Annotated in this window: 24 protein-coding genes and 6 pseudogenes; 16 read left to right on the plus strand and 14 right to left on the minus strand. The window is 58.7% G+C overall.

Annotated elements, in window-relative coordinates; translation table 11 throughout:
* Positions 1-22 precede the first annotated feature (22 nt).
* The 3 genes from ACVMB0_RS11115 to ACVMB0_RS11125 form a co-directional block, all read right to left on the minus strand.
* A complete protein-coding gene (locus tag ACVMB0_RS11115; protein WP_456854944.1) occupies positions 23-1,642 on the minus strand; it encodes an oleate hydratase in 1,620 nt (539 codons plus the stop codon).
* 988 nt (positions 1,643-2,630) lie between these two features.
* Entirely contained in the window at positions 2,631-3,401 is a 771-nt protein-coding gene (locus tag ACVMB0_RS11120) for a hypothetical protein (protein WP_461346245.1), read from the minus strand.
* Positions 3,364-4,203, minus strand: coding sequence for a nodulate formation efficiency C protein (locus ACVMB0_RS11125; RefSeq protein WP_461346246.1), 840 nt, complete (start codon positions 4,201-4,203; stop codon positions 3,364-3,366). Before ACVMB0_RS11125 ends, ACVMB0_RS11120 begins: the two co-directional genes overlap by 38 nt.
* Positions 4,204-5,545: 1,342 nt before the next feature.
* On the opposite strand from ACVMB0_RS11125, the pseudogene ACVMB0_RS11130 reads away from it, so the two are divergent.
* From ACVMB0_RS11130 to ACVMB0_RS11150, 5 genes and pseudogenes are all read left to right on the plus strand, one after another.
* Positions 5,546-6,312, plus strand: a pseudogene (locus ACVMB0_RS11130) (IS5 family transposase).
* A 703-nt stretch (positions 6,313-7,015) separates the two neighbouring features.
* On the plus strand, positions 7,016-7,153 hold the full coding sequence (locus ACVMB0_RS11135) for a hypothetical protein (protein WP_461346247.1): 138 nt from the start codon (positions 7,016-7,018) through the stop codon (positions 7,151-7,153).
* Between the two features lie 42 nt (positions 7,154-7,195).
* Positions 7,196-7,348 (plus strand): annotated as a pseudogene (locus ACVMB0_RS11140) (transposase); the annotation flags it as partial.
* Positions 7,327-8,298: an IS3 family transposase gene (locus tag ACVMB0_RS11145; RefSeq protein ID WP_461349632.1), complete on the plus strand. Its 972-nt coding sequence runs from the start codon at positions 7,327-7,329 to the stop codon at positions 8,296-8,298. The pseudogene ACVMB0_RS11140 and the gene ACVMB0_RS11145, both read left to right, overlap by 22 nt.
* A gap of 219 nt (positions 8,299-8,517) precedes the next feature.
* Positions 8,518-8,739 (plus strand): hypothetical protein, encoded by a 222-nt coding sequence (locus tag ACVMB0_RS11150; protein WP_461346248.1) that lies wholly within the window; start codon positions 8,518-8,520, stop codon positions 8,737-8,739.
* A 4-nt stretch (positions 8,740-8,743) separates the two neighbouring features.
* On the opposite strand, the pseudogene ACVMB0_RS11155 reads toward ACVMB0_RS11150, so the two are convergent.
* Positions 8,744-8,977, minus strand: a pseudogene (locus ACVMB0_RS11155) (DDE-type integrase/transposase/recombinase); the annotation flags it as partial.
* A gap of 677 nt (positions 8,978-9,654) precedes the next feature.
* Positions 9,655-9,828 carry a 6-carboxytetrahydropterin synthase gene (locus ACVMB0_RS11160; protein ID WP_461346249.1) on the minus strand — a complete coding sequence of 58 codons (174 nt, stop codon included), beginning with the start codon at positions 9,826-9,828 and terminating at the stop codon, positions 9,655-9,657.
* 80 nt (positions 9,829-9,908) lie between these two features.
* On the opposite strand from ACVMB0_RS11160, the gene ACVMB0_RS11165 reads away from it, so the two are divergent.
* The 3 genes from ACVMB0_RS11165 (at position 9,909) to ACVMB0_RS11175 (ending at position 12,698) form a co-directional block, all read left to right on the plus strand.
* A complete protein-coding gene (locus ACVMB0_RS11165) occupies positions 9,909-10,244 on the plus strand; it encodes a hypothetical protein (protein ID WP_461346250.1) in 336 nt (111 codons plus the stop codon).
* Positions 10,132-11,265 carry an FAD-dependent oxidoreductase gene (locus tag ACVMB0_RS11170; protein WP_461346251.1) on the plus strand — a complete coding sequence of 378 codons (1,134 nt, stop codon included), beginning with the start codon at positions 10,132-10,134 and terminating at the stop codon, positions 11,263-11,265. The genes ACVMB0_RS11165 and ACVMB0_RS11170 overlap by 113 nt, the downstream gene beginning before the upstream one ends.
* Positions 11,266-12,425: 1,160 nt before the next feature.
* The gene (locus ACVMB0_RS11175) at positions 12,426-12,698 is read left to right on the plus strand and encodes a hypothetical protein (RefSeq protein WP_461349791.1); all 273 of its coding nucleotides are present in this window, start codon (positions 12,426-12,428) and stop codon (positions 12,696-12,698) included.
* Positions 12,699-12,995: 297 nt separating this feature from the next.
* Here the strand turns inward: ACVMB0_RS11175 and ACVMB0_RS11180 are convergent, their stop codons facing one another.
* Positions 12,996-13,289: a hypothetical protein gene (locus tag ACVMB0_RS11180; protein WP_461346252.1), complete on the minus strand. Its 294-nt coding sequence runs from the start codon at positions 13,287-13,289 to the stop codon at positions 12,996-12,998.
* Between the two features lie 869 nt (positions 13,290-14,158).
* Between ACVMB0_RS11180 and ACVMB0_RS11185 the strand changes: the two genes are divergently transcribed.
* Entirely contained in the window at positions 14,159-14,626 is a 468-nt protein-coding gene (locus tag ACVMB0_RS11185; protein WP_461346253.1) for a helix-turn-helix transcriptional regulator, read from the plus strand.
* Between the two features lie 388 nt (positions 14,627-15,014).
* Here ACVMB0_RS11185 and ACVMB0_RS11190 read toward each other — a convergent pair whose 3' ends face one another.
* Positions 15,015-15,557 (minus strand): hypothetical protein, encoded by a 543-nt coding sequence (locus ACVMB0_RS11190; protein ID WP_461346254.1) that lies wholly within the window; start codon positions 15,555-15,557, stop codon positions 15,015-15,017.
* A gap of 441 nt (positions 15,558-15,998) precedes the next feature.
* Here ACVMB0_RS11190 and ACVMB0_RS11195 point away from each other — a divergent pair, with 441 nt between their 5' ends.
* The 3 genes from ACVMB0_RS11195 (at position 15,999) to ACVMB0_RS11205 (ending at position 18,647) form a co-directional block, all read left to right on the plus strand.
* On the plus strand, positions 15,999-17,033 hold the full coding sequence (locus ACVMB0_RS11195) for a di-heme-cytochrome C peroxidase (protein WP_461346255.1): 1,035 nt from the start codon (positions 15,999-16,001) through the stop codon (positions 17,031-17,033).
* Positions 17,005-17,661: a c-type cytochrome gene (locus ACVMB0_RS11200; RefSeq protein WP_461346256.1), complete on the plus strand. Its 657-nt coding sequence runs from the start codon at positions 17,005-17,007 to the stop codon at positions 17,659-17,661. Before ACVMB0_RS11195 ends, ACVMB0_RS11200 begins: the two co-directional genes overlap by 29 nt.
* A 566-nt stretch (positions 17,662-18,227) precedes the next feature.
* Positions 18,228-18,647, plus strand: a complete 420-nt coding sequence (locus ACVMB0_RS11205) for a globin domain-containing protein (RefSeq protein ID WP_461346257.1) — start codon at positions 18,228-18,230, stop codon at positions 18,645-18,647.
* 102 nt (positions 18,648-18,749) lie between these two features.
* On the opposite strand, the pseudogene istB reads toward ACVMB0_RS11205, so the two are convergent.
* A pseudogene (gene istB / locus ACVMB0_RS11210) lies at positions 18,750-19,608 on the minus strand (IS21-like element helper ATPase IstB).
* Positions 19,608-19,985 carry a Mu transposase domain-containing protein gene (locus ACVMB0_RS11215; RefSeq protein WP_461346258.1) on the minus strand — a complete coding sequence of 126 codons (378 nt, stop codon included), beginning with the start codon at positions 19,983-19,985 and terminating at the stop codon, positions 19,608-19,610. The pseudogene istB and the gene ACVMB0_RS11215 overlap by 1 nt, the downstream one beginning before the upstream one ends.
* 226 nt (positions 19,986-20,211) lie before the next feature.
* On the opposite strand from ACVMB0_RS11215, the gene ACVMB0_RS11220 reads away from it, so the two are divergent.
* The gene (locus ACVMB0_RS11220) at positions 20,212-20,718 is read left to right on the plus strand and encodes a transposase family protein (protein WP_461349633.1); all 507 of its coding nucleotides are present in this window, start codon (positions 20,212-20,214) and stop codon (positions 20,716-20,718) included.
* A pseudogene (locus ACVMB0_RS11225) lies at positions 20,604-20,870 on the plus strand (ISL3 family transposase); the annotation flags it as partial. The gene ACVMB0_RS11220 and the pseudogene ACVMB0_RS11225, both read left to right, overlap by 115 nt.
* A gap of 72 nt (positions 20,871-20,942) precedes the next feature.
* On the opposite strand, the gene ACVMB0_RS11230 reads toward ACVMB0_RS11225, so the two are convergent.
* The 4 genes from ACVMB0_RS11230 to ACVMB0_RS11245 form a co-directional block, all read right to left on the minus strand.
* A complete protein-coding gene (locus tag ACVMB0_RS11230; RefSeq protein WP_461349792.1) occupies positions 20,943-21,119 on the minus strand; it encodes a hypothetical protein in 177 nt (58 codons plus the stop codon).
* Positions 21,120-21,273: 154 nt separating this feature from the next.
* The gene (locus tag ACVMB0_RS11235) at positions 21,274-21,822 is read right to left on the minus strand and encodes a hypothetical protein (RefSeq protein ID WP_461346259.1); all 549 of its coding nucleotides are present in this window, start codon (positions 21,820-21,822) and stop codon (positions 21,274-21,276) included.
* 227 nt (positions 21,823-22,049) lie between these two features.
* On the minus strand, positions 22,050-22,448 hold the full coding sequence (locus ACVMB0_RS11240) for a RidA family protein (protein ID WP_461349634.1): 399 nt from the start codon (positions 22,446-22,448) through the stop codon (positions 22,050-22,052).
* A gap of 902 nt (positions 22,449-23,350) precedes the next feature.
* The gene (locus tag ACVMB0_RS11245; protein WP_461346260.1) at positions 23,351-23,509 is read right to left on the minus strand and encodes a hypothetical protein; all 159 of its coding nucleotides are present in this window, start codon (positions 23,507-23,509) and stop codon (positions 23,351-23,353) included.
* Between the two features lie 613 nt (positions 23,510-24,122).
* Here ACVMB0_RS11245 and ACVMB0_RS11250 point away from each other — a divergent pair.
* Positions 24,123-24,569: a hypothetical protein gene (locus ACVMB0_RS11250; RefSeq protein WP_461346261.1), complete on the plus strand. Its 447-nt coding sequence runs from the start codon at positions 24,123-24,125 to the stop codon at positions 24,567-24,569.
* A 386-nt stretch (positions 24,570-24,955) separates the two neighbouring features.
* A pseudogene (locus ACVMB0_RS11255) lies at positions 24,956-25,236 on the plus strand (IS6 family transposase); the annotation flags it as partial.
* Between the two features lie 100 nt (positions 25,237-25,336).
* Here the strand turns inward: ACVMB0_RS11255 and ACVMB0_RS11260 are convergent.
* Complete coding sequence (locus ACVMB0_RS11260; RefSeq protein ID WP_461346262.1) at positions 25,337-25,921, minus strand: DUF1842 domain-containing protein; 585 nt, start codon at positions 25,919-25,921, stop codon at positions 25,337-25,339.
* Positions 25,922-26,137 lie beyond the last annotated feature (216 nt).

Here is a 26,137-nt window from a genome sequence, read left to right on the forward strand (position 1 = left end):
GGTCCTTGGTTGGTGCTGCGGATCAATGGCGATGCAACGTCTTCCAGGCGTCGAAGAGGACGCGGGAATCGTGCTGGCCCTTGTAGAAGGGCGAGACCGGACGTTGAATATCGAGCAAGCCGAACACGGCGGTCTGTGCCGCGCGCACTGAGTATTCGACCGTAAAAACAACGTCGTCGGGAATCTCGCAGAATTGACCGATAAAGGCCAGGTTGCTCGATCCGTTCGGGATGACCTTCGGTCGGTCGGTCTTCGCGCGCGGCATGAACTGCGCGGTGATGTAAGGCATCATTGCCATAACCACACGCGACGTTTTTAGAACGTGCGGGATGATCTCGTTGAATCGCAGGTGCGAAAGCAGTTCGACGAGGATTTCACGCCCCGTGCACTCCGACATCGGCTTATGCACGAAATTACCAGGGTTGTCCGGGAAGAGCCCGTAGCCCCACCACACCCAGACATTCTTCGGCTGTTCGTAATAGTGCGGTTGACGATTAAGGACGATAGTCAAGAGCCAATTGGAGTCCTTGATCGTCACCAGTCCGCCCTTGCCCGCCTTACTGCCGGAGAAGGCCTCAAGCCAGTCGAAGAAGCACGCGTCGTCCGCCGTGACAGTGAACGACTCCCATTTGGAGCGATCGATTTTGGAGACGAAAACCGTAGGGTTACCGAAGTCTCGGCTTTTGCCGGCCAGTAGCTCCCAAAGCTTCCACGAACCTCCGCTTCGCTCCGTCTTCAGCACTGGAACCGTGTCCATCGAACCGTAGCTGGTATCGGATGTCATTGAACCATTGGTCACAAACACCAGATCGCGTTTAGCCAGATCGATAGCGCGGTCCTTGCCACCCTGCCGATAGTGCAACCGCGTCGCAATCTTCTGCGGGCCTTCGATCACAACCTCAATATCGATCACTTCCGCCGCCATCTCGAACTGTACGCCGCCGGCCTTCAACCATGCGACGATCGGGCGCACTATGGCGTCAAACTGATTGAACTGCGTCCGGTAGATCCCCGCCATGGTGTCGATTGTCGAGAACAAATGCAGGAACCGCAGACAGTAGCGCTTGAACTCGGTCGCGCTATGCCAAGGCTTAAACGCGAAGGTTGTGGACCAAATGAACCAGAAGTTGCTCTGGAAGAAATGATATCCGAACCAGTCCTGGATCGTCCGGGAGTTAAGCAACGACTCTGGTGCCCCGCAAAGCGAGATCAAGTCTAGTCGGTCTCTCTCGCTGAACCCTAGATCGGAAACATCGACGATCTGACCGCCAGATACCAAGCGCGCCTTGTCGTTCCAGAAGAACTCCTGATGGAATTCCTTCAGTTCTTCCATTACCGATCTGGACGGATCAGCAATCGACGGAATGAACGATAGCAAATCGTAGGTGCAATTGAACTTCTCCTCGAACATGCGTCCGCCGCGCATGACATATCCGTCCTTTGGGTTACCATGTGCGTCAAGGCTTCCGCCGAATTGTTCGAGCTGCTCGAACAAGACGATATGCTGACCTAATAGCCCGCCCTCCTTGAGGAGGTAGACCGCAGTTGCCAAAGAGGCAATTCCCGTTCCGACCAAATAGGCACGGCGAGGAGCTGCCTCCGTCACCGGATCACGGCGGGAGACCGGGAAAGAAGAGCACATCAAGTTCTCCGGCACATAGCAGTTAGAGCATTCAGTAACCAGCCTGTGCAATCCGCGCGCCGATAGCGGCGCGTGCAAACAGTGATTGCAAAGCACGGCTCCTCAAGGTGTCCACCGCTACCGTTATCCGGATCTGGTAGATTTTAGCCGCAGTGCTGCCCGGAGCGCTGTGAATGAAGGACAATTTTCGAGCATCGTCACGTCAGGTTTCGGACCAGCGCCGTCATTGACCAGACAAGACAGAAGGCAACCGCACAGGACGCTTGGTACAGGTTAGAGCAACCGGTTCCGGTAACCGCACGTCACCGACTTTGATGACGACGCCCGTTGAAGTTCTCTCACCAGCACCCGATGAGGATCGATATGAGGCGCCCGCGCAATCCGACTACGGTGCGCCCCGTCTCATCACACAAATCGTGTCGCACTTGCATCACCTCTGGCCGAGCAGTTGCGTCAAGAGATTACGCCGTCAACCGCCATTCCTATACTGGCATCAACCGCTTGCCGGCACGTCCGGCAAATTCCGTTTTCTATCTCCCAAACGGCCTGCTTCGCGGCAAGATCAACGGGAGTATTCCATGACACGCAAAGGTAAACCGAAGAACTCCAGTCACAAAGCCTTCATCGTGACGGGCGAAGCCGAAACTGCATTTTGGACAAAGGTCGGCGGTGTCTGGCCTCACGACGACGGGAAGGGGCTTTAACGTCAAGCCGATAGTACTACTCGTCGGTGGCCGGCTCGGCTCGTCATTCCGTGAACGCAAGGATGTAAGTGCGTGATCGTCTTCCCTGGTCCGAATAGCTCTGTGCGATCGTAACCGGGGCAGCGAAGAGGCACGATGGCGCGTCAAACGAGGCCATTCCGGTGTGGAGCAATTTCCATGACCTCGCCCACGAGCTGACCGTAGTCTTGCGCGACAAGGTTCTTCAAATATTGACTGCTCTTGGGCCGATGTCGCTACCGCGCATTTCCGAACCCTCGACGCGGCTAAAGCCTATGATTCGGCTTCGCCTGCGAGGCGCCCCAAACCCTGAGAGCCTGGGCAGTGAGCTCGGCGCTCGCCAGCTCTCTCCAGGACCGCCCCACTTCGATCCAATTGCTTTTCCGCGCGGGTAAGGTGGCCAATGTTTTTCGTGCAATCGGTGCGAGATGCGCGGCTTCGGAATCCGGATCGCGGTTCGCATCTTCTAGGATTTTGAAAGCTGCCTGCTCGGATCGTGCCCACCCTGCCTCTGTGAACCTGCTCTCGCCAAAATACTCGAGGCATGTGCGGAACGTCAAAGCACGGCCGATAACCGTATGGTTGGGGAGTGCGGGTTCGTTCAGCCACTTCCGAAAATAGTCACACCACTCTTCGCTGCTGAAGTCGAGGAGACCGCTTCCTTCAAAGATCAAAAGTGCCGCCATGCCGGCGATCTCGTATCGCACCTGTTCATCCTGCTTCTCGAACCAGTCGCGGATTGTCTGCAAGGGCGTCATAGGCCGCGTCACGACTGATGTCACTGTCGAGTCGGTGCGATTAAACGAAACAACGTTTTCCAGCGGAGGCATGCGCGGCCAGGGCTTCCCTTTCGCGTCCCATAATACCCACCGCTCTGCGATCGCTTTTGCCTCTTCGGGCGATCTCGTTCGCCAAAGCTCCTTAAGCGCCTCGTCGACGTAGTACGAAACATCCGCCTGCACGCCACACGTACGCGCGATTGCCGCGAGGCGCCCAGCGTCAAGGAGCCGCGCCGCGAAATTGTTCTCTGCGTTCATTTTCCGAGGCCTTTCGCGCCCTTTCCAGCGCGTCCCGTTCATTTCGCTCTATGTGATCGAACCAGGAGCCCGGGGGGAATGTCGCTATGCGCCGGGCAAAGAACGACTGCGGCTCCCAAGCTTGTCCCTCGCGCTTCTCGAAGATGATGACACCTTTTCGGGTGAAGTAATCGGGCCCCGGAATATTGCAGTTCACCAAAAGGAGAACCCGCCATAGATCGCCTTTGGTAATCCGCGTCTCATTCACCTTCGGTAAATAATTCACGCCCACAGGTTCTACGATGGTGCAACGGCCATGCCTGAGCAGATCGCCTAGCTTGCCTTGGGGGGTGGTCACGAAGTTGAAGTTGGCCGGATCATGCAGAAAGCGAAGGTTCACGTCCTTTATGCCGTCCGTGACTTCAGCGGCAATCAGCGAGAGAGCGAAAGCGCGCCAGCCCAGTTCCAGCGGCTTCGCGTATGTCGAGGCGATCTCTGGCGTTCCCTCAGAAGAGAACCTCCAAGTTATGACGTACACTTCGTGTGATCGATTGTCGCGGTGCCTGGTCCACGAAAAGAAAACATATTCGCTTCGGTCGGCTCCTCGAGCGACGCCCCAGCTTCGAGGGACCAAGTGCGCTACTTTCGAGACCTTGGAGAGGATTTGTTCGACGGTCTCGCCGTTTTGCGCCCGCCAGGTTGATTTGACGTTATGCACGAGCGGGATGTCGTTGGCGCGAACACTGCTGTTTGTGACGGCTAGGTCAGCGCAGCAGATCAGCAGAAGGGCGAGACAGAACGAGAGCGCGCATTTTCCAGCCATTTCTCACCTGCTGCCCGGATCTACCTGTTCTCTCTGGGCGGGCTCAATCCTAGGGGGACCGCGACTTCGCTGTCCTCAGCACTGAAAGTTAGCGGCGACGTGACGACGCGCCCGTCGGTATCGGCCGAGCAGACGCCGCCCTATCCTCATGTCACGCGCCGCTAACCTCAGTGGCCAGCCACGGCCTCAAGTTGCGATGGTAGCCATGCCTGAGGGAGGGCCCGCAGGCACGCCCAAGGATCTGCATACTTCGTGCCAGCCGATGGTCGGCGGTTCGTTGTGTTTTTGTGTTAGCTTTAGCGACTTTCCGACATGGTCAGGTCCCGATCCCTGCACAGGCCTGTCCACAGCCGCGTCTTATCGACGTTGTCATCTGGGTAACTATCGGACGCGAACCCTCGCTGCCAACCCTCACATGATGAAAAGCGCGCTTCAGTTATCGTCCTCGGCGTTGTTTGAGTTGGCGCCGTGGCAGCAAAGTCGACGCCAAATTCCGGCCGAGCCTTTGGGTAGATGCGATTAAGGCTTCCAACGCGGCCGCCTGGCGCTTTAACGCGGCCACGCTGCGCTCCTGGAGCTTGAGTGCGACATCGGTCAGCTGGACGTGGCGGCTCTACGGCGGTAACGACACGGAGCCTCTCTTTGGACGCAGGTCGGTATGGAGCAGATCTTCAGCCTCAAACAAGCGGTTGACACGTTCCCGCGTTCGAACCTCTGCACGCGCATTCGCGAGAGACCGCGCCAGACAATACGATCTCGACGGGGACCCATCATAGGAAGCGTCGGTTCAGTGGCCGTCGTCTTCGTTCGATGATTTCGTTAGCTGGGCGCGCCAGCAAATGGATCGCTGACCCGTGCGACCGATACCTACGCAAGCTGGTAGGTGTGGGCCTTGTATTTCCGTGTCAGTTGCGGAGCATAGATCGCTGGTTTGTGGAGCGCACGCTCCGTTTAGTGCTGGAGCTGTGTAGTGCGCGGCGACCTCCCGTACATAGCTTGCGTCATTTTGCTGGGACTGGCTTCGCTGGCCGTCCCTGCGGCTGAAACATTCATGCAATGAGGTGACCGAGGCGATCCTTTCCGGAACGCAGCAATATGGATGGTTGGTTAGTAACAGTCGCCATCAAGGAAGACGACGACGAGTATAGGCACAGAACTTACGCGGTCGCAGACCAAAGGAAAGCCGTGAAGCTAGCCTTGAAAGATAGCGGCGCAAAGGCCGCAATGGTCAACTGCCGCGCTCGAAAATGGGATGTTGTAAACTCTGGGCCTAGGTGGTGTGGACTCTAAGGATTCCCTTTTTGGAGCAATCAGATTCAAGGCTGCTTTTGGGGAGGCCGCCTTGGGTGTGATGGACCCGTTTGGTATTGAGCGACGCGGCGTGGAAGCGGATGGCGCCGTTGATCATAGGGCGCCCCGATCAGAAGGGCTCGACCGGGCGCGACAACCGAATGTTCGTTGAAGGAGTGCTGTGGATCGTGCGTACGGGGTCTCCCTGGCGCGATCTCCCGGAGGTCTTCGGCGATTGGAACAGCGTGTTCCGGCGCTTCAGCCGATGGAGCACCAAGGGTGTTTGGTGGCGGATCTTCGAGGCGATGTCCGATGATCCGGACTTCGAATATCTGATCGTCGATTCCACCATCGTTCGGGCGCATCAGCACGCTGCCGGCGCCAAAAAAGGGGGCTGAAGATCAGGCGATCGGCCGCTCGCGCGGGGGCCTGTGCACCAAGATACATCTGGCCGTTCGAGGCTTGGGATGTCCGGTGCGGTTCACGCTGACCTCGGGTCAGAAGGGCGATGTACCGCAAGCCGCCGCATTGATCGAAGGCTTGTCCGCCGAGGTCGTCATGGCCGACGCCGCCTATGACGCCGATCACTTGCGCCAAGCCATCGCCGCCAAAGGCGCGCTCGCCGTCATTCCCAACAACCCGTCACGCGCGCTCAAATACCCGCTCGACAAGCATCTCTACGCCCAGCGTCATCTCGTCGAATGCTGCTTCTCAAAGCTCAAGCAGTTCCGACGTGTCGCAACCCGCTTCGAAAAAAAAACGGCCCGGAATTACCGGGCCGTCGTCACTCTCGCTGCCATTGTTCTATGGATGCGCTAGTGTCCACACCACCTAGAGCCCGGAGAGTTCATCGTTGTGCATGATGAAGAGATTGATCCGATCCCTGGGGCGGCCTCGGCGCGACTAGGGGCGCGTTCGATCTCGTTCAACCGCGTCGGATTGACGGCATGCATGTCCGGAAGCTCCCACGAGCAGTAAGCTGGCGTGCCGAGATAGCGCGCAATTTGCTTTCCTCCTCTTTCTGATCTTCTGGCACGCGGGTTGCTGAGCCATGCATGGCTTGGTCTCTGACTGACTGACCTCGTGAGGGCCAAGCCGCGCATCGCAACTCGCACGGTCGGCGGTCCCCGCCCTCCGTGCGCTTCTTCTGAAGGCGCGATGATCAGCCGAGCCGTGGCATCATGATCGTCTGGCTCAGGAATTGCTAGGAGACGTACGGGCTTGGCTGCTCATGCATTCGCGCTGCACCTTGCGAGCCGTCAAGCCTGCGCGGGTGGACCTACCTCCACCCGCGCTTCCTTCTCCGTCGCCCTTGAGGCCGCATTAACAGCACGCCGTGGAGATCATGGCATGACCCGTGACGAGGCTTTGAAGAACGCTATAGCAGCGCTCAGAGGGTGCTCGGAGGGAAGATCGGAACCGGCGCCGTACTCGCCGCGATTGCGGAGCTATGGCGACTGGTTCGCCACCTAGAAAACAGAAGCTCTCCTCATAGGCTAGAACTGAGATGGCAGCAAGGTGGATGGTTTCGGTCGGCGTCGTCAAAGACGGCAAGCTTCGATATGTGACTTATGCCGTCGCTATGGCTGATCAGGCGGAAGCCGTGAAGGCCTCATTGGATGTTGATCTGAGGCCGGCAAACTGGACCATTATTGGCTAGAGTTTTTCGCACCGATTCCCCGGCTGGGAGGAGCGAAGGACGATGAAGGCCTCGAGGTTTTCGGACGCCCAGAAGGCGTTCATCCTAAAGCAGGGCAGTGACGGGATTGCGGTGGCGGAGATCTGCCGCAGGGCCGGGATCAGCCAGGCGACCTACTTCAACTGGAAGAAGAAATACGACGGGCTGCTGCCGACCGAGATGCGACGGCTGAAGCAGCTCGAGAAGGAGAACGGCAAGCTGAAGAAGCTGGTGGCGGACCTGTCGCTCGACAAAGAGATGCTGCAGGACGTGATCCGCCGAAAGCTATGAAGCCTGGCCGGAAGCGCAAGCTGGTCGACGAGGTCTGTGGCGAGTGGCAGGTGTCGATCCGCAGGGCCTGTGACGCTCTCGAGTTTGACCGCTCGACCTATCACTACAAGTCCCGCCGCTCCGGCCAGGCTGCCCTCGAACAGAAGATCAAGGAGATCTGTCATGTCCGCGTTCGCTACGGCTACCGTCGTGTTCACGTCCTGCTCCGCCGCGAGGGTTGGCGTCATGGCCAGAACAAGACGCGCCGCATCTATCGCGAATTGGGCCTGCAATTACGCAACAAGACGCCCAAGCGCCGGGTCAAGGCCAAGCTGCGCGATGACCGCAGGCCGGCCACACGATCGAACGAGACCTGGGCAATGGACTTCGTCCATGACCAGCTGGCGACCGGACACAAGCTTCGCGTGCTTACCATCATCGATACCTTCTCCCGCTTCTCGCCGGCGCTGGCGCCACGGTTCACCTTCCGCGGCAGCGACGTCGCGGAGGTGCTGGAGAGGGCCTGCAAGGAAGTGGGCTTCCCGGCAACGATCCGGGTCGATCAAGGCAGCGAGTTCGTGTCGCGCGACCTTGATCTGTGGGCTTACCAGCGCGGCGTCACGCTGGACTTCTCGCGGCCCGGCAAACCAACCGACAACGCGTTCATCGAGGCCTTCAATGGCCGCTTCCGGGCCGAATGCCTCAACGCCCACTGGTTCCTGTCCCTTGCGGACGCCCAGCAAAAAGTGGAGGATTGGCACAGATACTACAATGAAGAACGGCCCCACGGGGCGATCGGCAATCGACCGCCGATTTTGCTGCAAAACCACGTCGGCGCAACCAGCCCGCCAACGTGACCAAGGCGCAAAACTCTAGTTCTGGGTGGTCCAAACTTCGGTCTCGCTGCAAAAACCACCGAGACTCTAACTCCCGCTGGATGAAAGTTCAGTGGCAGGTCAAGCGCTTATGAGATGTATACACATGTGCCATGTAGCAGAACTTTGACTTTGTTTTTTGATCTACGACAATGGTCCCCTATTCGGGCATGATTATCGGTTCCACAGGATCGTTGGCCGATGACAATCAATCGCCTGCTCGCCGGAAGTACCTATACGGAAAAGGAGCGGAAATCGCTTAATTGGGCTTACCGGCTCACGCTGGAATCGCTTGGGTTGGTCGAGCGGGGAGACCCACTTTGCGAATTTGTCGCGCTCAAGGTCATTGAGGTCCGCGCGCGCGGCGTAACGAACGCATCAGCCATCTCGCGGCTTGCAATCAAAGAGCTGAAGCTTAATTAGGCCGCTTCAGTTGACGCCCGTTCGTCCCATAGTCCCAGTCGATGCGGGTTTCCTTGTACCAGGCCAGCATGGCGTTACAGGTGAGTTTGGTGCCGTTGTCGGAGACGATCAGGCCGGGTTTGCCGCGCCGCGCGACAACCGTCGTCAGTTCCCGCGCCACACGCCGGCGGGAGATCGACGTCTCAGGAATGGCACCCAGACATTCCTTGGTGACATCGTCGACGATATTGAGGATGCGCGCCGGCCCGACCTAGTTCAATAGCGATCGGGACATCCCGCGGCCCTTCCACCTCCAAGAATTGGTAGTCGCACTTCGTGATGAGTGCGCCTAGAGTTAACTGGGGTGATCCAACTCGTTGGATTGCACACATGGTAACCGATTGCCTGGTCTTAATTGGTCACCTGGAGAGCGTCGGCCTTCAGAACGTAACGTTTGCGGTTACCATGCCTGCTGCGACCGACGCTATGAGGCTTCGCTCGATTTCGGGGACATCCGTTCTGAACTCGACGCCAGACACGGCGGACTTGCCTTGGCGATTTCCGCACTCAGTGAACGGGCACCCGAGGGATCTCGGCATCGAGGAAGCGAGATTTGTCAGATCTGTGACGATGATTGGCAGATCTGGCCGCCCAAGCTCCATTAGGCGCCACAAAGTTGGCTTGCAGTTCGGCCTCACTTGCGAACGGTGCACCGGATGAAGGCGATAGGCAGTCCGACACAAGCAGCTCCGTTCAAAATCTACGCTGATCGCATGATCGAGATCGGGACCAACACCATCAACGTTCTACAGATGGCGTCGACTTTGCGGCTCAGGCGCAGCTGCGAAGACCCATTTTTTGTCTGTCCCAGCTCATGGCTTCACTCAACCGACCCTAACCTCCACCCAAGACTCGTCGTTCGCAAATCGGCACACTCTAGCAGCCAAGAATGCGGTCAAAGAACCAATCGACGATCACCGCGGCGGTCGGATTTTCGAGTCCTTCGACATCGTTTAGATGTCGGTGATCGACGAGTTTCAGCAGCGGCCGCACCTCAGCGTCCATCTCAGCGAAGTGGCGCCAATTGTGCTCTTCGACGGCGGGGCTCACGCCGTGACGCACGCCAACGAAACTAGGTTCGGAAGGATCTGAAGCGGGGTTTGCGACTGTCCGGCCAGATGCAGAGCGGCATGGTCGCGTTCAACAGGGGGCTCGCTTCCAATCCCGCGGCGCTCTTCGGCGGTAGCACGGCGAGCGGTCTTGCGCGGGAACGCGCGACCGAAGGCATCAAGGATTCCCTCGAAACGAAGTACATCGCAGTCTCGCTGTATCGAGCGGATGAACTGCACACAGAGAAGGCGCAGTGGCGCAGTTCACCACGAGAGATGAACAACGGACGTGTAGGAGGACAACATGGGCGCGGTCAAGAACGTTATCGTCGTGGGCGGTGGTATTGGTGGCTTGGCAGCCGCCCATGCGCTTCGACGCATCGGCGTGTTTGTTCGAGTCATCGAAATGGGAGATAGGAGCGACCGGATCGGGACTGGCATCACCCTACTTGGGAATGCGCTACGAGCGCTCGCCGAATTGGAATTGGTGGAAGCGTGTCTGCAAGGCGGTCACGGGTGGGACGTCGTATCGATACGCGACGCCGCCGGAAACCCGCTGCATCAGCAGTTCTTGCCAAGAATTTGGGATCCGGATCGTCCAGCCGCGCTAGGAATCATGCGGCCGCGCCTCGGGCAGATCCTGGAGGAGGCCGCCAGGACGAGCGGCGCCGAGATCGCCTTCAATACGACTGTCACTCGGATTGATCAGGACGCTGAGGGCGCGACGGTGCAGCTCTCGCACGGCGAGACAGATCGCGCAGACTTGTTGATCGCGGCCGATGGCGTTTATTCCAAGACGCGCGAGCAAATCTTCGGCGGAGAGTTCAAGCCGCAATACGCCGGCCAAGGAGTGTGGCGTTACACTGTTTCTCGGACCGAAGCTATGGACGGCTTCATCCTCTATCGCCATCCGACGGGGAGAGTGGTTGGCGCGCTGCCGCTGTCGAAGGAGCTGTGTTACCTATTCTTCCTGGAAAACACGGATGAAAAGCTTCGTGTCGCTCAAGATCAGGTTTGCGATTATGTTCGAAACCTGCTCGCCCCATTTACGGCGCCCGAACTGATCCAAGCGGCCGACTTGGTCGGCGAGGGCAATCATATAAGCTACCGCCCGTTCGACATATTGATGATGCCTGCACCATGGCACCGCGGCCGCGTCGTATTGTTGGGTGACTCGGTTCACTCGCTGACACCGCAGATGACGTCGGGCGGCGCCATGGCGATCGAGGATGCTCTGGTCCTCGCTCAGGAACTCCATAGCAGCCACGACCTGGAAACCGCGCTCGCAAGGTACTGCGTTCGACGTGAGGAGAGGGTCAAGCGCATATACGACATCGGATACGCCATTTGTAACGAAGAGCGCAATCCGATGCATAGCCGAGAATATCAGATAGGTCTTCTTCGTGAAGGCTACGCATTCCTGTCTGCGCCTGCCTGATTCGAAAACGGCCGCCGAAGTCAATTGGAGAACAACCAAGATTATGAAAAAAATAGCTCCGAGTGGGCGCCGTGTTCCGGGCAAACGTGCTTCTGCCCACTCGCTCAGAGGCAGCGTCTATTTCGGCCGCAACTACCGATTAAATGATTTAATATTACAGAGTTTGAGAGGAGGACTGGGCGGCACAGCTCGCGCCGACGACGCCGCGCTTCTGACCTGAAGTGAAGACGCGGCGGGGATTTCGCGCGTCGTGGCCGCCGGTAGTCGTTGTCGACATAGACCCGCTCGATCGCGCAGCCGGATCCTGATGCTCCACGGACTCCAGCCCCAACGGCAAACGACGCTTGACGCTACAGCATCAACATCGGATCGGGCTCCTACCTATTCTGGGGGAGGCCGTCGCTCCCTGGCCCCTCATCCTCTATTCATCCTAGGACGCCCGAGCTAAAGACGGGCTGAGATCGGTGACGGCGCTAGAAGAGGAGCGCGGCGGCATGTTCGAACAACCACCCTTCCATTCATATTCAACCGCGGCTCGCATCTGTATTGACATTACGGTCTTAGGCGCTGCTCTGCTGGTCGGGATAATAGTGATTCACGTCGTGCCGTAAGGCGGCCTCAATGGTTAGTCGGTTTCCTCGCAAACATTGCAGGATTGTCGGGCGCATTTGCGATGTTGGCCGCACTCATATGTCTGGTCCCCCGTCGGCGCGCTCGCGTCGCTTGTTCTGATAAGAAAGATAGACTTGTCGATGGCATCGATTGGCTGCTGCTCGACGTGTTGCATAGGCAACGACAGCCTTCGCCCAGCTTCGCGCGCGGGCACCATAAACCTTCGTATCGTTCCATGTCCCTTTAGATGCCTGACGTTTCCCTACGTTCAATTGAGCCGCCGATCGCGATCGTCCTATTTTCAGGTAATGCGGTCGCGCCCCGCTATCGCTGCCCTCCTTGGGCATTCCTCCCTAGACTTGGGTCGCTTGCGGCAACGTAGGCGGCACTTCTTTTGTACGCGGTAAGGCGATGCTGTCAGGCGGCGCGATTCCGCCGAGCGTCGATTTCGCTGCTCCGCGAGCCATAAGCAATGCGCCGAAGCATTTTGGCGAGCCAGGCGAACGGTTCGACGTTATATGGCGTCGCACAGTCGAGCATCGGCATCAGTGACCGTCAAGAACCGCATTCCGCTCGACAACTACTACCTGCCCGGCGACCTCGAACGACAGATCCGGGCTTTCGTTGTAGAGCGTGGCAGGTTTGTCTTGGGCCCTGCTCAGTTACTATTCGACATTCGCTACGTGCTGCAGATGAAGCCGCGGTTTGGTCCTAAAGTCGAGGATTACCGCAAAGTCAGAGGCAGACCGGCATCCAAACGCTGCAGATATCCAGGGTCCGCGTTGGAATTCGCTAAAGTTGCTGAAGCCCAGCTTCGCTAGGGCGGCGTTGTCGGGCGGGCCATGCACCTATGCAAGCCGGTAGTTGTTGGGACTCGGATTGCCGTGTCAAGCTGCCGAACGCAACGCGCCGAATTGTGCAGGTTGATCGTGTTGCCGGAGTGCACGCTCCGTCCTCGCGTCTGGAGCTGTGTGGTCCTCGGCGACCTACCGTACCTAGGCTGCGTGATTTTCATGGGCCTGGTCTCCATCGACATCATAGTAGTCGCAATACTTATGCAATGAGGTGAAGACAGCGCCTACTTCGCGTTCCCGGAGCGCAGCAGGATGGACGGTTGGTTAGTGACTGCTGCTGTCTTCAAGGAAGATGGCGACGACGAAGAATTCAGACACGTAGTATACGTGGTTGCCGTCGCTGACCCGGCGGAAGCGGTGAGGATGACGATAGCCGACTGTGACGCAAGGGCCGGAATGCTTAACTGTCCGCTTCAAAAAGAGCAGCTGCAAAAGCTCGGTTTGGAGCCCGGCGAACTGATCGCGATACACGACGGCAATCATCCAATCCCCGCGCCCTCTCGGCGTCATTAGCCACGTCTGGTTTCGTTCAAACGGCGTCGGGTTGACTGCGTGCATGTCTGAAAGTCGCACGAGAAGTGCACCGGGATTGCGCCGTTTACTCTCCGGTCGTCTGGCACGCGCGTTGCTGAGCAGTCGATGGCTTGGCCGCTTATTGATTGACCCTCGTGAGGGCCAGGTCTGTTTGAGGTGCGACGGCGTGCGGGCGGTCGTCAGCAGTCGCCCGCACGCTTTTCCGTCGCGTCGGCCTCACTGTGCTCTGTCGATACCGCGCCGTTTGGCTCTACTTCTGCACGGTGCCGTGGCATGCGAGTTGTTGAGAGGCTTATCGGCTTGGCTGTTTATCTTCACGCAACACGGACCAAGCTTGTCGTAGCAAACTCCGCGCGGGCGGTCTCCAAATGCTCGCGCGTTCTTTCGGAGTCGCAGGCCGCGCGGCCGGCCATAGGGGGGCTGTGGAGATTGTTCCGTGACCCGTGATGAGGCTTTAAAGAACGCGATAGAGGCGCTGAAGGGATGGTCCGAAGGGAAGGCCGATACGAGCGTCGTACTTGCCGCGATTGCGGAGCTTATGGCGACCAGGCCGCCACCAAGGCCGCCTTCAAAACCCGAGCTTTCTTCATAAGGAATGTGTTGCAATGGACAGGCTGGAATTTATACCGGGTTTCGAGGCAGCTATTCGCTCCGCCGACCCTGAGAAGCTGGCCGCACTTCGGGAGATCGTCCGCCAGCAAGGAGGCCCGGACGAGTTCGCGAAGACGCGCACAGAGCTTGTACGCAAACATCCGCTTACACTCTTTAGGTCTTCAAGATCATCTGCGACGCGGCGCATCAGGAGCCTCGCTCATGAGAGGGCAAGCCGATGAAAGGTAAGCTCGACAATCGCGCTTTGTTCGTTGATGACTTGGTCAGGGTGGCTGCGAGCGATGACAGATAGCAATGACAACATCATCCCGGACGTCGGACCGCCTTCCATCGACCTGACCGGGATTTACATGACAGCGGTTCAATTGGCCGCGCACTTCAAGATTACACCTGCAACGATCGTCCGTTGGGCGGAACGGCCCAACTTTCCATGCGCGAGCACTTCCGCCGGAGAGGCAGCTTGGCTTGTGACAGACGTGCAAGAATGGAACCGCCAGCGTAAACGCGCATACCGCGCCGCGCTGCGCGCCCAAGAGAAGGCGGTCGAGACGGCCGTGGAGAGAGCTCGTCACCGCCAGCGCTTAATCGCCGCGTTTGCTCGCACATGTCCGCCGCAGGTCGAGCGATCGGCTGTTCCGCTGTCGGGCGCGCCTCTTTCGCGCAAGATGATCGTCCAAGCGGATGGTTCCCTTGCGCCTGCGCCCAGTGAGCAGCATGACCGGCGCACGATGCCCAAAAATAGCCGCTGATCGTACCAGATCGGCGACCACAGAGAGGGCGCACGCAGTTAATCGCATGCGCTACAGTCGATCCACAACCCAACGCCGCCCGCTTGAAATACATGCGGACGGCGTTGGCTCTAGCCCTAGGAGGGTGTATGCAAAATCCTGACTTGGACAAAGTATGGATGAGGGGGCGCGCCTTCGCCATCCGTATGACTCCGGTACTCCCCAATGAGTAGGGGAGCTGTGCCGCGAGGTCTAGGGTCGCGGGCGACTAAGTTACTCCGGCCTCAGCCCATGCCGGGGCGACCCGGACAATTTTAACCGAGTCGAGTGCGGTAATTGATGGAGCCGGCGCGGAGATCGCCCCGCATGTCGTTGGTGGCGTGAAGCTCCATGGCTAAGCGTTCGGCGTTTAGGACTTTAGGCGCCGATTCAGCGCTTCAGCAAAGCGTCGTTCGAAATCAGCCTTACGCTCCGCAATGGGGCGATCGAAAAAGTTGTCACGGACAACAATTCCGCGACCCTCGTCTGCGTCGATATGATCGATGTTGCAGTCCTTGAACGTGCAGCCGGTGAAGGCGAGCTGTTCGGCGCTGCTATCGAGCACGATGGTGCATTTCACGAAGGTGCAGCCATCAAAGCGGGCAAAATGAACCTGGCCGCGGAAATCAAATAATTCGGCGTGAAAGGTATCATTCCAGAATACGCGTTCTTCGTGGATATCGGTCACTGTTTCGCCTTTTAGCCCTTCGTGCCGCTGAGTTGCCTTCCGTCGAGCCCTTCGACACGCACCGTCAAATACCTTGAACCGACCGCGAAGCTGTGGGCCAGCTTGACGCTCCCGGACTCCTCGGCGAAGCGTGAGGTTCGCGACGGCTTCAAACTCTTCGGCAGCGAGATTGCGGCCGCGATTCCTGTTCAATTCGCTGAGCAGGTCTTTACGGTCACGCCTCATGTTTCTTTAGCCCGTCAGTCATTGCTCGTGCGCTTCAACGGCCTAGTTTGCACGTCGTTCTCACCGGAAGATTGTCGATCAGTGAGCGGCGCCTTGAAGAGCGTTTTGGTCGATCCTGCGCCATTCCAGATCGACATCGGGAAGATCTCTCGGAACCAATCTGGCAGTGAGGCTCCGCAATTGCTATGCCGCACGCCTGTATGCCTCCGACAAATCCAGGGCGACGCGATGATCGTTTTCCGAATGCAGTTGCTTCCGCCAAAACTTGGTAGGTTGAAGTTTGTTGGATAGCGCCCTTTGATAACCAATGATCCGATGGCCTGCAGGCCGAACCTGCAGGCCGAAAGGCAAGCCCAGGTTTGCCGGAAAAGGCGGAAAAGGCGCGGATTTCGGCGAAAGTTGCCTCGGGCTGTTGCGACAATGGAAGCGGTAGGACACACGATGCTCCGCACTCTCTTTCTGATCGCCTTAACGTTTGTCGTCACGACAAACTCGGATGCTCAAGGCACCGACGCCAATCCCATCTATCTTGACCAGGGTGTGGATTGGACCGCGGCAGCGAGAGCTGACTTCTATTCGCGCGATCAGGGCTCGCGTTTGATTACGTTGTCTTGGATGCAGGCGCTGAAGCAAAGGAACGGACAGCCATTCCTCGCGCATGGTTTGTCACGGTACGGCTATCTACCGAATCCTGCAAACACGGCCAATCTTCCCGTCGGCTTTCACGCTTCAGGCCCTCAAGACTTCCAGGTCGTCGGAATGATCTGCTCAGCCTGTTACACGCGCCAGATCGAAGCTGATGGCAAGGTGTATCGGGTGGATAGCGGTCCGGCGTTTGTAGACTTCTACGCATTGCTTGGCGATCTGGACAAGGCTGTGGGCGACGTGATTGCCAGTGACAGCTCGTTCGCTCCGTTTGCTGCAGCTGTCCTGCGGTCCACAGCGCCGGACGCGGCCGACGCTGCGGATCTTCGTCGGCAGGTCGGGGGGTGGTACTTGCGGTTTCACACGCTTATTGTGCGCGCGCTGCCCAAGACCGGCTGGGGAGTTGGCCGTCTGGACGCTGTGGGGATGATTTTCAACCGCATATCCGGACTGGACATAGGCCCGCCGCCCGACTTAATGATCCCAGGAAACATGAAAACCGCGGACGCTCCCGTGAGATACCCATTCCTCTGGAATTCGCCGCGGCAAGATAAGACGCAATGGCCTGGATTCGCAAAAAATGGAAATGACATCTTGGGGCTGGCTCGGAACGTTGGCGAGGTTCTGGGAGTATTCGCTACGTTCGAGCCGAAGCGTCAGGGTGTGATCATCAATTTCCTTGACAATAATTCCACCAATTTCGACGGCCTGAGCCAGCTTGAAAACCTGGTGAAGCGGATCGGCCCTCCGAAATGGCCCTGGACGATTGACGCTGCTTTAGCCGCGCGCGGCAAAGCGATTTTTGAAAGGGATTCCGCTGAAGGGGGGTAGCGGTTGCCACGGGATAGAAGACGGAGAGCAACGCTTTCCATTTGTAAAAACATGGCGAACTCCGGTCCAGAACGTTGGTACCGATACACGAGAATACGACATCCTCGCCTGGAAGGCGAATACGGGCGTGCTGAAGGGAGCGTACATTCCCTTCGCGACCGCCCCCCTCAAGGAGAACGATGAGATTCTTAACATTCTTGCGACCTCGGTCATTGGTTCGATCGCGGAACACCTGTTGGCCGGCGGCGCCCCTTCAACCAATGCACGGGTAGCAGCGGCGCCAGATCCGGGATCGTCGGACACACCGGAGTCTCTGGGGCTGGTGCGGCTACCGCCAACGCTGCAGGATCTGCTAACGGCTTTCGATACTGTCAGCACCTCGGAAGCAATCAAAAAGGCTAGGCGTCAGGGAGCAGAACGAGCGTCTCACGCTCAGCTGCCTCCGTGGGGCTCCTACGAGGCCAGTGTTCTGCAGGGTATTTGGGCCGCCGCACCTTATCTCCATAACGGATCGGTCCCGACGCTGGCGGAATTGCTCAAGCCATCAGGGCAGCGCAGATCGCAGTTTAGCGTCGGACGCAAATACGACATTGAAAACGTGGTCTTGCTGTCACCAAGGAGCCGCTGAGCGATACTCTATCCGTGACGGATTGCAGCAATATCAACTCTGGAAATAGCCGATGCGGCCACGAGTACGGGACAAGTTTGAGCGATCAGGACAAAAAGGCGTTGCTTGAATACCTCAAGACACTGTGACCCTCTTAGGCTCCCCTCTTTGACCGGACTTCCAACATGCTGCCGGTCCCACTATCGTTTGCGCAAAACGACCCTCATTCGCCGAGTTCTCGCTGTCGGCGCGAGCATTGGAATGGACATCTGATCCAGCGCAGCTGCTCAAGGTCGCACGAGTGGTGACCCAACTCCTGCCCTTCTGCCGTATGCGTCGCTTGTGTGTAAGAAAAGAGGTTCCACATGCTCCCAATCTCAACAGCGCATGACAAAGAGTGCGTTCGCTGTGGTTCTGGATTAGTCACCCTCGAGTGGCACGAGCGCGTCTCCGCGAATGAAGCTCAGGATCTTTGGCGCTGCTGGAACTGCAAACACCAGTTTGTCTCCGTCGTCACTTCAGATGAGAGAGAGCCCTTAGCGGCAGAGATTACAAGACCATTCTTTACGAGCCTGCTCGTCTAACCAATGACGCCCGAGCAGGTCGACCTTATCAGGACATCATTTGACGCGATGTGGCCGATCCGCCGCGACCTCGCCGACCTGTGCTACAACAGGTTCGTCGAACTAGCTCCAGATGCAAGACAAATGTTCGGCGGCGATACTGAGAAGCAGCGGATGAAGGTGCTGGATATGATCACAGCGCTGGTCGCCTCGCTCGACGAAAGACCGATGTTCCGATCGCTGATCGCGATTTCCGGTCACAAGCACGCCAGACTTGGCGTTCAGCCGTCGCACTTTGTCGCAATGGGCGAGGCGTTGATGTGGAGCTTTGAGCGAAAATTCGGCGCTTCTTTCACCCCTGAGCTGACAGAGACCTGGCAAGCACTTTACGCCACCGCCCAGAACGAGATGCTCCGCGCGACTGGCCAGCATAGTTCGTTTTGACATTGGCGGATGCGGCACCCAGAGGAGTACGTCACGGCACAATGTCAAACGCCATCCGGAACTGCCCCCTTTGCGTCATGAAGAACTGCCCCACCATCGGGTTCATGATGTCGGTTGCAGGTTTGCTCCGCCTCTGACGGGAGGAAGGGAGGCGGAGCCGACCGGAGGGCCGTCAGCGGCGGGCGGCTTGATGAGGCCGCTCTTTCGCTGGGCGCGGAGCCGGTAGCTGTCGCCGCGGATCGTCAGCACGTAGCTGTGGTGCAAGAGCCGGTCGAGGATCGCGGTGGCGACCACCGGATCGGCGAACACGGTGCCCCATTCGGAAACGCTGCGGTTCGACGTGATCAGCATGGCGCCGGTTTCGTAGCGGCGGCTGACCAGCTGGAAGAACAGATGCGCCGCGTCGGGCTCCAGCGGCAGGTAGCCGAGTTCGTCGACGATCAGCAGCTTTGGCTTCGCCAGCGCGAGCAGTTTCCCGTCCTGGCGCGGGTCGCCATGCGCCTTGGCGAGGCCAGCGACCAGCGTCGTCGCCGTGGTGAACTGCACCGTGTAACCGGCCAGGATCGCCTCTCGTCCGAGCGCGATCGACAAGTGCGTCTTACCGACGCCCGGCGGGCCCGAGCAGCAGGACGTTCTCGCCGTTGGCGATCCAACGTGACGCGGCCAGGTCGCGGATCTGCTTCGGATCGATCGACGGCTGCGCCTCGAAGTCGAAGCCTGCAAGCTCCTTCACGGCCGGGAAGTGTGCGAGTTTCAGCGCCATCTCGATGCGGCGATGATCCTTGCGCGCGATCTCGCGCTCGCACAGCAGGATCAGCGTCTCACGCGCCGACAGGTTCGCGCGCGCCGCCTCGTCGAGCAGGCTGTCGAGCTGGTCGCGGATGCCAGAGAGCTGCAATCGTGCCAGCATGGCGTCGAATGGATCGATCGGTACTTCGGTAGCCTTCTTTGTGCGCGCCATCAGAAGCTCCCTCCGATCGCTGCTTCGTATTCGGCAAGAGGACGCAACAACGAGGGCAGTGGAGACGACCCCGGCACTGTCGGTGTCGCGATTGCCGATCGGCAGACCGCGCCATTGCGACCGGCAACCCCGTCGAGGTGGGCGGAATCGACGATCCGCAGCCAGCGCCCCTCCGATTGCTTGTGGACCGCAACCTCGCGCATGCCATGGCGGATGCGCACCTCGCCGGCCGCAACCGTCACCGCCACGCGCTCGCCGATCAGCCGCCACGGCACCGAGTAGCTGTTCGTGTCGATCTCGACAGCACAATCGTTGCCGACGACGCGGGCCAGTTCGCGCAACGATCCGAACGACGGCTGCCCGCCGAGCGGCTTCAACCGGTGTGCCTTGCGCGGCGGCGATCAGGGTGAGACTCCAGCGACAATCAAGGGTTCTTCCGCATATTTGGTGCAGGGTGCGGGATTCACGGACGGTGCGAATAAGGTCATAAGGCTGGAATCGCAGTCGACGCCGTGATTCGCCTTGCACCAAGCATTCCGCTCGCTGATTTCGCCCGAGCTCTTAATTGTCCAGATACTTCCCCAAACTGACAGGGTGGTGCTCGTGGCTCGACCAAAAGCAGCGGTCTCGCTCTGTCCCTGTTGCAGTAACCAAACTCATCGGGTCCACAGCCATTACACGCGACGGTTAGCCGATCTGCCATGGCAGGGGCAGCTGGTCGAAATCCGTCTTCAGGCGCGACGGTTTCGGTGCGCGAATCCCAGATGCCTGCGCCGAATATTTACCGAGCGGCTACCAACGACAGTACGGCCGAGAGCGAGACGAACAATCCGTCTCGGCGAGAGCCAACTGGCGATCGGCTTTGCTGTGGGCGGAGAGCCCGGCTCGCGCCTATCGCACAAACTCGCTATGCCGGTAGCGGCGATACCTTGCTCCGGATGGTTCACTCGGCGCCCTTACCGGATTTTGCTGCTCCGACTGTCGTCGGCATCGACGATTGGGCTTGGCGTCGTGGCCAGCGATATGGAACGATCATCTGCGATCTGGAGCGCAATTGCGTGCTCGACCTGCTTCCGGATCGTAACGCCGGCAGTGTTGCTCGCTGGCTGAAGAGGTGGCCGGGGATCAAGATTGTGGCCCGTGATCGTGCGGGTCTTTATGCTGACGGCGCCCGCTGTGGTGCGCCCAATGCAGTTCAGGTCGCGGACCGTTGGCACTTACTTAACAGTTTGGGGGATGCTTTGCGTCATGCGATCGGTCGCCATCGTCACAACCTAGCCGCAGCGGTGCAAATCATGGCAGCCGGAAAGACTCCGATCACCGGCGTTTCCGCGTCAGCGCCGGGCCTTGCACAATTGCGAGCGGATAGACGAGCTGCACGACGCGAACGTTGGGATGAAATTTGTCGTCTCCGCGCGCAAGGTTGTGCGACATCCGGCATTGGCAAACTGCTCGGTGTCGACAGGCGCACTGTCCAGCGTTGGCTCGCCGCCGGCGGCGAGCCAGAGCATGCGCATCCTCTCGTCTGCCACGGAAAGGCGCCCGTGGGTGCGACCGGTGCTCGTGCTCTTGAGCCGACATTCCGCGGTCCGCTGAATTGGAAAGTCTCCAACGCGCGTATCGATGAATACTTGCGCGGAGTGAGACCGCTCACTGTGTCCGCAACTACTTGCCGATCGAATATTCGATTTCGACTTGCGACTCATTTACCCCTGCTTTGGGATCGCCGTGGCCAGTGGTTCGCGCAATTCCCCGAATACTAGCCAGCGTTCCCGTGCCGCCCGTGATGTACGAGACAGCCGTGTTGCTGAGCTTTCCCGGCCCGGCGCCATGAGCCAGCACAGTGCCGCGGGTGAAGAACTTGTCGCCGTTCTCGAAGACATAGACATTGTATATGCTGGCAGGACCATTATTGTCGACGTAGTCAGAGACGCCCCGCGTCCACGTTTCCTTGATCTTCAAACCATTGACGACAGGAGCGTTGGTCGGAAAGGTGCGATAAATTTCAAATGATCGCACCTGATGGCCCGCGACGTCGCCGACGTCGAGAAACTGCTGTTGTGTGTATTTGGCATTTTCCGCGCCCGCTTTGTAGGATACGCGCTGTGTCTGTTGGGCGAAGGCATCGCTGACCGGGGCAGCAACAGCGAGACATATCAGAGCCGATATCCTTAGATTAGCCGATATCCTTAGATTAGTAGCGCGTCGTTCCATGGTAACCTCCTGGACTAGCAACTGAACGCCTTTGTGACGTTCCGGCCTCGTGATTTGCCGCGCTATTTCGCGGCAACGCAAAACGCAAAGTCGTCCGTGCCCGCGACGCGTGCGTCAACGGGTTCGTTGTGCGGCCTAAGAACCGGCAGAGCACGTCGGCACGGCGACTATCTTCAACCTTCGTGTCAAAGCTTTTCCAAGTGGAAAGAGTGCGATCGACAGCAAAGCTACTGTACCTCAAGGATCATTTCGACTTCGACCGCGGCACGGCGCGGAAGCGCCGCCACGCCCAGTGAGGAGCGACCATGTTTACCAATCGATTCGCCGAACACCTCGATCATTAGGTCGGAATATCCATTGATCACCCTGGCTTGGTCACCAAAGTCATCGGCCGAGTTCACCATGCCGACCACTTTGACAACGCGCTTCACCCGATCGAGGCTACCCAGCGCCGCTCGCACCTTTGCCAGCATGATCAAGCCTGCTTGCCGGGCAGCCTCATAGCCTTGTTCGACGGTCAGATCCCGGCCGAGCTTACCCTTCGGCTCGGTGAGACACTGCCCGCCATGAACAGGAGATTGCCCACTTGAACCGCGTTGACGTAGCTGCCGACCGGCGCGGCTCAGCCGGCAGTGTGATGTTCTTCTCTCTCAAGCGCGCCTCCGCGCTCGACGAATTCTCTGCCTGCCACCCTCAAATGCGGACGCTAAGATCACCAAACAAAAGGCGACAACCCCCGCAAATTCCTTCATCGAGCGCTCCCGCACTTACCCGTGAACGTAAATCTCTAAGGTGGCCCTACCAGCAGTGATCCCGTAGTTCGCGTCTGTCTCAAGCGTGCCCAATCCATCCGTCTGCTAGTTCGTGCGCTCCTCGCAACCAAAATCACCTGCGTCGTTGCTGAAGCGCCGTGGCCGACCAGAGCCAGATGCGCACATGGGGCACTGGTCATCTGCGAGAGCAATTCCGGTTGTCATCGATCGGCGCGGGCGAAAGCGAGCCATCCGCCTGGACGATCATGCGGCGAGAGAGAGGCGCGCCAAGCGGTGGAACCGTCGATCGCCGGATCTGTGGCAGATAGGGGCGAGCAAACGCGGCGATTAAATTCTGGCGGAGCCGTGCCTTCTCGACGTCCGCCTCTACAGCTGCCTCTTTGGCACGAAGCGCAGTCCGGTATGCCCTTTGGCGTCGGCGGCGCCAATCGTGCACCGCGCTTGTCGGCCAATGCACTTCTCCATTTAGAGCCGTTGCACGCGGAAAATCGGGCTCTTGTGCCCAACGGACGATCGTCGCTGGCGACTTCCTGAAGTGCGCGGCTAACTGCACCGCGGTCATCTGGACCCCCATTAGGTTAGTCGGAGGCGACGCAAAGTTCGTGGTGGCAGCGTCCACAGCGGTGGTGTTGTCGGTCATTAAGTTGGCGTCCAAATGGTGAGATGCTGCTAAATTGCAATTAGCCACGCTGTCGACCAGTACTGCATGCCTTCGAGCGCTCCTGACGAAATGCAATCAAGTCGCGAGTGTTCTCCTAATCGAAGATGGAAGCGGGACCAGCGAACGCTTCGATCCAGATCAGGACGGGATCAACGCGCACCGCATCTTTATCGATCGCGACCCGCAATCCGCGGCACCGGTAGCGACGGCGAAAGGCGATCGCATCGCCATACCTCACATCTGTGACCTCCATTTTGCGACTACTCCGACAGATCCGTTAGCGGATATTTGTCACGGTCGTGCTGGCAGGTCGCCGGCCGTTCGACGTTGAAGGATAAGGCATTTCGGCCTGAGTAGACGACTGCTCAATTTGGTAGGTCCAATTTTAGGATTGAAAGCTGCCGATGCGCTTACGTCAGCCTGACTATCGATTTGACGACGCCTTATGCGGCAAGTCCTTGCGATGCCCGCGCCGACTCTGCTCGCAGCCTTCGCTCAACGTCATCACCCCGAGTTTGGATTCAGATGAAAGCGGGGGCAGCACTACAGCAGATAAGATGTCGTCACTTCGCCGCTATGCCTACAGGCTACGAGGTGTGAGTGACGACCAAGGTAATCAATGTCAAGGAAAAGCGAGTTGACCTCACGGTGTCGGCAAGCGACGGCAGAGAGGAGACCGGTCGCGAATGGTGATCGACCTTCGTTCGTCAACGAGCGCCTTGCGAAAAAGAGGAGCTTGCAACATAATGGTCGGCCTGACATTGCGGTCAGCGTTGACACAACGGGTGCCGGACCTGCTCTGAGGGAGCGGCAGCGTCTTGCGGTCGTAAAAGACAAATCGGGTGCGACCAGATGGCGAGAATAGTATGACTAGTCAGTGGCAGTATCAGGTTAGGTTCGATGTGAATGATTCTGCCGCGGCGGAATCGTTGCGCCGACAACATCGAGGTCCGATACTGGCGCGGCTGTTCGATATCCTCGCCAAGCGTGGCGCTGCGCTGAAATGCCAGTTCGACGCCTTTGCGGAGTATGTCGCCGCAGCAGAAGAGCACGGCGTCGAGAATTATCCGCTCTACCATTGGACAAAGGCGACGATCGAGAATCCGGCGAAGAAGGAAAAGTTCTTGAAGTCCTTTACGCTCTACGTGGACGGCCAGGAGGTTTATGCCAAGGAGATTGCTGACGCGCTGGAGGCGGACTTGCAACCGCTCGCCACGAGCGGACTCGTCACGAGAATATCCAAGTACGACACCAATCCTGCCAACAATCCCCAGCCGCAAAGTCACTTGCGCGCTGCACGCGCCCCGGACTAAGCGCTCTGGCATGTCCGCTCTTGCGTCGCTGTCCGGGAAGGAGTGGACATCGAACGCGTCTAGTCATAGGCGGTCATTCCGACCAAGACTAAGTGCCGCGCTTCACGTCCGCGTTGCGGTGGCGTGATCGAGGCGGCTGGCAAGTGGGACCTCTGCGGCTCCGGGGCGGCCGCGCAGGTGGGCCGCTATCGGGTGAGACTGGCGTTTGGCTCCGTCGCGTGATGCGGGGTTACCCGAACTACCACGCGATCCCCGGAAACCTGGAGCGGCTCGGCATGTTCCGCGCTGAGGTCTGCCGGGCCTGGCTGCGCTCGTTTCGTCGACGCAGCCAGCGCTCTCGCATGACCTGACGATTGAAGCGGCCGAGGGGTAGATGACCGGCAGGCCGACCGCCCGGGACCCTCTTATCGCCGCCAGTTTGGTTGTGTATCCGTTTTCCCTTTTGCGCATGATCGAGGATGACATTGAGGTGACCTATGAAACCAGTGCGCCAGTGGGGACGGAAATTCGGCAACGTGTTCTCTGACCGTATCCGCCAGCACGCTTCGGGTCTTGGCGACAAATGGACGCTGAATGAGGTCGTTATCTCGATCGTGGGCGAACAACATCGGCTCCGGGTTGGCTCCGGCGCGCTGGCGATCACAATGGCTTCGTTCTCGACGTTCTCAACGTCATGATTCAGCTGCCCGATACTTCTTCGCGGTATAAGCTCGAGCACATCTCAATCCGGAAAGTGTGACGAGCCAAGGCATCCACCTGCTCTGCGCTCAGCTCCGCCGTCGAATCGACATAGTCTCTTGACGACGGCTACTCATTAGGGAGCTTGGACCCTCCACAAAGAGCTGAACGAGCAACCCGGTCTCGATTGTCGGGCAGGAGCCTTGCCGACCCCGACCTTGATGCTTCATGATGCGACGGCTGGAGACACCAGCTTGACCGGCGCAGCCTCGACCTCCTGCCAAAACGTCGGGGCCACTGCGATAACGGTGGGTGGCGATTCCTGATTGCCAGCTCGGGTCAAGGGTCATGCGCAGATCGACGTTGGGCAGAATTACCGGTCCCAGCCCGGCATGGGGCGGCCAGTGAATCGGCGGGTAGCCGGTAAGGAGTACTAGAAGTAGTGTCGGGGCCGGCGGGAGCGCCGGCAGCTGGCTATAACTGCCCTGCAGCGAGGTGGCGACATCGAGCGGCGATTTAACGGCTTGGGTGATGTTGCCGAAACCTTGGACCCGCCTGTTCGTCGTGTCGACGACCAGATCCAGCTTGAAGATTATGCCTCCCGGGCGGCTTTCGCCAATCTGATAGCTGGCATGAAACAATCCGACCTGGTCTTTGGTTGTCGTATCCGGCATAGAACTATCCCTTCCCATTTTAGAGGATTGATCGGCTAATCAGCCGCGATCATTTGGCCGACTGCCGCACGTAGTCGTCAGCTTCTCCGCCGGGATCGCCTTCACCGGAATCAGGCGCGTGCTATTGCTGCCGGACACGACGATTTGCGGCATGGAGCGCCCGAATGATTAAGGTGACAGTCTATGCTTCCCGCCAGCTACGTGGCGTAGAGATTC

The sequence above is a fragment of the Bradyrhizobium sp. USDA 4451 genome, from assembly GCF_054822585.1.

Bases quoted from the DNA above. Each gene is read 5' to 3' on its own strand.
- ACVMB0_RS11115 (WP_456854944.1), bottom strand. From the start codon at position 1,642: ATGTGCTCTTCTTTCCCGGTCTCCCGCCGTGATCCGGTGACGGAGGCA.
- ACVMB0_RS11120 (WP_461346245.1), bottom strand. From the start codon at position 3,401: ATGAACGCAGAGAACAATTTCGCGGCGCGGCTCCTTGACGCTGGGCGC.
- ACVMB0_RS11125 (WP_461346246.1), bottom strand. From the start codon at position 4,203: ATGGCTGGAAAATGCGCGCTCTCGTTCTGTCTCGCCCTTCTGCTGATC.
- ACVMB0_RS11135 (WP_461346247.1), top strand. From the start codon at position 7,016: ATGGTTTCGGTCGGCGTCGTCAAAGACGGCAAGCTTCGATATGTGACT.
- ACVMB0_RS11150 (WP_461346248.1), top strand. From the start codon at position 8,518: ATGACAATCAATCGCCTGCTCGCCGGAAGTACCTATACGGAAAAGGAG.
- ACVMB0_RS11165 (WP_461346250.1), top strand. From the start codon at position 9,909: ATGGTCGCGTTCAACAGGGGGCTCGCTTCCAATCCCGCGGCGCTCTTC.
- ACVMB0_RS11170 (WP_461346251.1), top strand. From the start codon at position 10,132: ATGGGCGCGGTCAAGAACGTTATCGTCGTGGGCGGTGGTATTGGTGGC.
- ACVMB0_RS11180 (WP_461346252.1), bottom strand. From the start codon at position 13,289: ATGCACGCAGTCAACCCGACGCCGTTTGAACGAAACCAGACGTGGCTA.
- ACVMB0_RS11185 (WP_461346253.1), top strand. From the start codon at position 14,159: ATGACAGATAGCAATGACAACATCATCCCGGACGTCGGACCGCCTTCC.
- ACVMB0_RS11190 (WP_461346254.1), bottom strand. From the start codon at position 15,557: ATGAGGCGTGACCGTAAAGACCTGCTCAGCGAATTGAACAGGAATCGC.
- ACVMB0_RS11195 (WP_461346255.1), top strand. From the start codon at position 15,999: ATGCTCCGCACTCTCTTTCTGATCGCCTTAACGTTTGTCGTCACGACA.
- ACVMB0_RS11205 (WP_461346257.1), top strand. From the start codon at position 18,228: ATGACGCCCGAGCAGGTCGACCTTATCAGGACATCATTTGACGCGATG.
- ACVMB0_RS11230 (WP_461349792.1), bottom strand. From the start codon at position 21,119: ATGCTCTGGCTCGCCGCCGGCGGCGAGCCAACGCTGGACAGTGCGCCT.
- ACVMB0_RS11235 (WP_461346259.1), bottom strand. From the start codon at position 21,822: ATGGAACGACGCGCTACTAATCTAAGGATATCGGCTAATCTAAGGATA.
- ACVMB0_RS11245 (WP_461346260.1), bottom strand. From the start codon at position 23,509: ATGGAGGTCACAGATGTGAGGTATGGCGATGCGATCGCCTTTCGCCGT.
- ACVMB0_RS11250 (WP_461346261.1), top strand. From the start codon at position 24,123: ATGACTAGTCAGTGGCAGTATCAGGTTAGGTTCGATGTGAATGATTCT.
- ACVMB0_RS11260 (WP_461346262.1), bottom strand. From the start codon at position 25,921: ATGCCGGATACGACAACCAAAGACCAGGTCGGATTGTTTCATGCCAGC.